The organism is Cryobacterium sinapicolor (genome assembly GCF_004403465.1).
In the GTDB taxonomy this organism is placed as follows: Bacteria; Actinomycetota; Actinomycetes; order Actinomycetales; family Microbacteriaceae; genus Cryobacterium; species Cryobacterium sinapicolor.
The window spans coordinates 1-5001 of sequence record NZ_SOGQ01000006.1; the positions used below are offsets into that span (position 1 = coordinate 1).

At 60.9% G+C, this 5001-nt stretch carries 5 protein-coding genes and 1 pseudogene; 2 read left to right on the plus strand and 4 right to left on the minus strand.

Annotated elements, in window-relative coordinates; genetic code table 11:
• Positions 1-919 precede the first annotated feature (919 nt).
• Positions 920-1429: a hypothetical protein gene (locus E3T28_RS00390; protein WP_134426823.1), complete on the plus strand. Its 510-nt coding sequence runs from the start codon at positions 920-922 to the stop codon at positions 1427-1429.
• A 241-nt stretch (positions 1430-1670) separates the two neighbouring features.
• Here E3T28_RS00390 and E3T28_RS00395 read toward each other — a convergent pair whose 3' ends face one another.
• The 3 genes from E3T28_RS00395 to E3T28_RS17200 form a co-directional block, all read right to left on the minus strand.
• Entirely contained in the window at positions 1671-3098 is a 1428-nt protein-coding gene (locus tag E3T28_RS00395; RefSeq protein WP_241979096.1) for a site-specific recombinase, read from the minus strand.
• Between the two features lie 82 nt (positions 3099-3180).
• Positions 3181-3525: a helix-turn-helix domain-containing protein gene (locus E3T28_RS00400; protein ID WP_134426825.1), complete on the minus strand. Its 345-nt coding sequence runs from the start codon at positions 3523-3525 to the stop codon at positions 3181-3183.
• Positions 3522-3809, minus strand: coding sequence for a tyrosine-type recombinase/integrase (locus E3T28_RS17200; RefSeq protein ID WP_241979097.1), 288 nt, complete (start codon positions 3807-3809; stop codon positions 3522-3524). The genes E3T28_RS00400 and E3T28_RS17200 overlap by 4 nt, the downstream gene beginning before the upstream one ends.
• A 161-nt stretch (positions 3810-3970) precedes the next feature.
• Between E3T28_RS17200 and E3T28_RS17205 the strand changes: the two genes are divergently transcribed.
• A complete protein-coding gene (locus E3T28_RS17205) occupies positions 3971-4390 on the plus strand; it encodes a hypothetical protein (protein WP_241979098.1) in 420 nt (139 codons plus the stop codon).
• Here the strand turns inward: E3T28_RS17205 and E3T28_RS17660 are convergent.
• Positions 4364-4636 (minus strand): annotated as a pseudogene (locus tag E3T28_RS17660) (tyrosine-type recombinase/integrase); the annotation flags it as partial. The gene E3T28_RS17205 and the pseudogene E3T28_RS17660 sit on opposite strands and share 27 nt — an antisense overlap.
• Positions 4637-5001: the final 365 nt, after the last annotated feature.

A 5001-nucleotide genomic window follows, 5' to 3' on the forward strand; every position in this document is an offset into this window, starting at 1 on the left:
ATGACAGAGAGCACCGGTGGTGCTGAGCCACACCACCACTGGTGCTCCTGCGCACGATCGGTGGGGCTCAAGCGCACGATCGGGTGGGGCTCAGACGATCGAATACTCACATCATGCCCGTCGAGCGGGAACTGGACTTATCTGAAAGGGCCCTAATCCTTCACGGAACTGAGCCAGGACGAGGGCGGCAGCTGTGATGATTTGAGGTTGACATAGTCGGGGTATGGCCTCCGGCGGCGGCTGCGTGCCGGTGGAATTTCTTGCTGCGGTAGGGAGTTGGCCGAGGCGGTGGGATGAGGTCGTCTCTGATGAGGTCGCGCAGGGCCGTGTTTCCTGACGCCGTTGAGGCCGATGCCCCAGTTGCGAAGTCGGTGCGGCATGCTTTCTTGATGGGTGTGCTGGCCAGTCAGATTGCCGGGAAGCCGCAGCTTCCATGCTGAGGGTAAAGCAGCCGTTAACATATCCGGTGCAAGTCGCTTGGCGAAATCATTGACGGCGCATGCTCGTTACCATATTCTGCAGCTACTCCACGAAGGTGTGGTCGACTTATTTGGGGGGATTAATGTCGAAAAGATTCAGGAACGTCGTTCTGGCGGGTTCGGCAGCGGTCGCGCTCGCACTAGCCAGTGCGTTGCCTGCTTGCTGCTCTCGGGAACACATCAAGGGCGTGTCCGTCGGGCTCAGGCTCGATCAAAGGGTACTCGTGGTCGGGCGGTGCCCAGACTTATCCGGCTGGTGGCTGCGGCGCCTACTCGACGTGGACCCAAGTCCGGTATAACTCATACCCAGGCTCTCCGAATTATCTGTCTGGTGCAACGTACGGATATCCCAGTTCCGTTGTTTACCAGTCCTATACCTATGCAGGAATCCACCAAGCCACGGGGCTCGGCGCGTTCACGACGTGATGAAGGAGTTTGGAATGCTCAGAGGAATTGCAACGCTTGCAGCTGCAACCGCCGCGGTGCTCTTGCTGACAGGGTGTGCGGCCTTGACCGCGTCTGCCGGAGATGCACCGGTAACGCGTGAGAATTTGCCAGAAATTGTGGCCTCGGACCAGCAGCTGATCGAGCTGGAGAATGGGGTCACACAAGAAGAATATAGGGCGGCATTCGATCGTTTCGATGCGTGCATGACGGGTGCCAAACAGCCGCTGGTGGGTGTTGAGGAGGGCGAGTATTTGATCACATATTCGATGCTTGCCTCAGCGTACGACTCGGGTGACTATGACCGCTGTTACTTCACCGAGTTCCAACGCATTGATGAAAAGTGGCAATATCTCAACAAGGATAACTCGACGGCGAATCGCGTCTATCAGGCATGCTTGACCGCCATGGGGATTCCGCCAAAGGAGTCCTCCGAGGACGTTTGGGCGCAGCTGCTCGAGGCTGGCATCGATCCAGAGAAGTGCGCCCAGAGCCAGCTTCCCTAGGGCGACACTATCGTTTGATTTCAGAGCCTCGGTTTGGGCTAAGTCACCTTGTCCCAGTGAGGACAGCATGGTTTGGGCAGACCAACTCTGTGGACTGGCGGTACCCACAAACCGTGGAGCACGTTCCCCGCCGTGCGAGGGTGTGGCTACAGCGCAGAATTGATGGATCGGCGGAGGATGTCAACCCTCCGATTCGCACGAATTGCGGATACGCCAGAGTCAAGCGGTATCCGGAAGGATTCTAATCCTTCACGGAACTGAGCCTGGGTGGGGTCTGCAGCTGTGATGATTTGAGGTTGATGTAGTCGGCGTGTGGCGCTCCGGCGGCGGCAGCGTGCTGGTGGACTATCTTGCTGCTGTAGCCCAGGGAGGTGGCCAAAGCGGTGGGATTGAGTTCTCTGGCGAGGTCGCGCAGGGCGGTGTTTCTGACGCCGTTGAGGTCGATGCCCCAGTTGCGAAGTCGGTGCAGCATGCTTTCTGGATGGGTGTGTTGGCCAGGCAGGTTGCCGGGAAAGAGCCAAGGGCTGTCGGTGTTGACAGTTTGCTGGTTGGGGCGGTTGTGGACGTAGTCCCAGAAGGTTGCCGCGACTTGTGCGGGTAGTAGGGCTGGCACCGATCCCAGGCGCAGGTAGAGGCCGTCGGGTCGCGCTTCGAGTGCGCTGGTTTTCAGGGCTGCGATCTTTCCGACAGGGTGTGCGTAAAGCAGGAGGATGAGTGCGGCGACGCGGTCTGCGGCGGGCATTTCTCCGGCGGTGAGGCAGGCGCGGATGTGGTCGATTCTGGCTGCCTGCGTCAAGATCGGGGTCGATTGCGCTTCACGACGGGGGACCCGGACTTTCGCGATCTCGCGTGATGCGACGAGCGAGGCGATGAAGGTGTTGATGGCATGGCGCGTGGATGGTCCGGAGGAGAGGTAGTCGTCGAGGTGGGCCTGACGGATATCGCTGTAGGTGGTGTCGTGCTCGGATAGGAGCCAGGCGAGGAATCGTCCTGACTCGGTGATTTCCTGCTTCGCTGACCGGACGGCGAAGTTCATGTTCTTGCCGGGGAAGGACTTCGCCCGGAGTCGTTTCAAGTGGTGCCACCGACCGAAGCGTTCGATCGGATCTTGGATCTCGCGATGGTCGGCAAGAGACATGATTCGCTTCTCGAGCCACCGTTCGAATGCCGCCAGTTGGCGGTCCCGGGGCGGCAGCATGCCGTGATGGGTGAGTGTTTCGCGAAGGTGTTCGACGGCGTTGGATGCGGGTAGGGCGTCGAAGGCCTCGTGGCTGATGGCCAGTTCCCTGGTGCCCAGTCGGGTGAGAAGCGCACTGGCGCCGATGCCGCGTTTCCAGGTATAGATGCTCTCGGGGCGCTCGGCATTGGCGAAGACAGCGACGAGGCGTTTGAGCCGGAGGTCCGGGGGAGTGTTGGGCTGGAGGGTTGCGGTGAGGTCGGCGCGGAGGACGCAGCGGATGCAGTTGCCGTTGCGAAATCGTTCGGCTTCATCGCCGCAGGTATCGCATTGCAGGAGTGTGGTGATGCCGGCGCAGTCACGGCAGGTATTCGCTTCGTCCGCGTCTTTGCCAGGGAGCAGGCGTGTCTCGCCGCAGGCAGCGCAAGGGCCGCGGGTGTGTGTCGCTGTGGTGAAGCAGATCCCGCAGATGGCGCCGTCTGGCCAATGCACTCGAATCTTTGGCACCTGGCGGCCGCAGCGGTCGCAGAGCAGGCTGCCTCCTGGGGTGCGGGGTCGTCCGCGGGGCCGGTGCTCAGTCGTCATCGTCGAGGATTCGGGCGCGGACGGGTTTGTATGCGTCGGCGAAGTTGACGATGTTCTCGCCGGAGGCCATCGCTCGTTCTTGGCGTTGGCTCTTGGCGTTCGCTGCGGTGAAGGTGACGAGCTCGTTCGCCTCAACGTTGAAGATGTCGCAGAGAGCGGTGAGGACTTTGAAGGAGATCCGCTCGGGATCTTGGGCGACGAGTCGATAGATCTGCGACTCCGAGAGGGTGATGCCGCGTTCTCGGAGCGGGGCGACGAGTTCTCGGCTGTTCTTCATGCCATGGCGCGCCATGAGCTCGCGTGCGCGCCAGCGGTACTCGATTTCTCGTTTCATGGTTTTTCCTCCCACGGGGTGCTGTTGGTGGTCGCGTTGATCGTGCGCTCGAGGACGCGGTTCAACGCCCGGGTTTGGTAGTCGCTGGAGACTGCCGTGTAGATGGATGTGGTCGACGCATGGAGGTGGCCAACTTGTTGTTGGACGAACGTGTGCTCGAAGCCGTAGAACTCGAACAGGTGGGTGACGTAGGACCGGCGAAGGGAATGCATGTCCAGGCCGGCCGGGAAGCCCAGCTCATTGACGTAGGCGCGGAAACGTCGACGCAGATTCGACTTCGGCACGACGAGCCCTGGCTGGTCGGGAACAGGTCGGTCGGTTGAGCGGCAAGGTGAGGCAGTCCAGTGCGGATCCACCGGTGAACGGCCTCAGGTGACCACTCGAACACGGTGAGAACGGAGCGGCGCTTGGGCGCAGCCCCCTTCTGGGCCTTCCCGTAACGGACGTGGAGGACGCCGAAGTCGCCGAACTGGGGCGAGTGCGGGTTGCGCGAGAAGTCGACCAGCTGCAGGTGGGTCACCTCGTTGGCGCGAAGTCCCCAGGCGTAGGCGGTCTTGAACGCGATGGCATCGCGGTAGGCGGCGATGGCGCCCTTGCGACCCGAATTGATGACACGCTCGACCTCGAGGTCAGCGAGATCGAAGAAGTCCTGCAGCTCACGACGCGAAAACGGTCGTTTCGTTGCCTGCTGTTCATTCTGTTGGGTGTGGGTGGCCCGGTTGAAGTCGGTGATGATCTGAGTGACCGGCCGGCCAAACGATCGTCCGCAGACTTCGCTCCAGTCGTAAGCCGGGTCGGTGAGGAAATCGCAAAACAGTTTGAGGTTGGTTTGATAGGCGCGGACGGTGGCCTGGGACAGGTTTGATACGGAGCGCGTGTAGGCGAAGTAGTCCTCGACGTCCGCGAACGTCCATTCCCACGGGAAATGCCCGGTGAAGTCCGCGAACCGACGGATCGTTCGTTCGCGTCCAGAAATGGTCTCGTGCCGGAAATTGCGGGAGAGCTGTTGGCGGCGCCAGCTGTCAACCATGTCGGTGAAAACAGCATCCGGGCTGGTCGCCTCGGGGCGCAGAGGCAGATGGGTTACTCGGCCCGATGCAACGCTCATCATCCCCCTCAACCTGTCTGCAAATTATGCTCTTCAAATGCAAAACATGCAAAACAAGCGACGTGAAACCGCGGAAATACGGGGATCCGGAGAGGATATGCGCCGCGAAATTCCCGACGTTGAATCAGAGCGCGCAGACCGTGCCCAATGCGGACACAGCGCCCCGCATCCCAGAGAAACAGCGGAAGTTCTTCGCGTGGCCGGCGCTCCGGCGGACAAATACCAGGGGAGTCCTATTCCGCAATTCCTGCAATAGATACAGTACTACTGGTGCCCCTGCGGATTCGTGACCGGCTAATGGTCAGCGATCGTTGGCCCAGACGGCCCAGTGTGGCGGCACTCAGACGTAGCCGTTAAGGAGCCGCCAG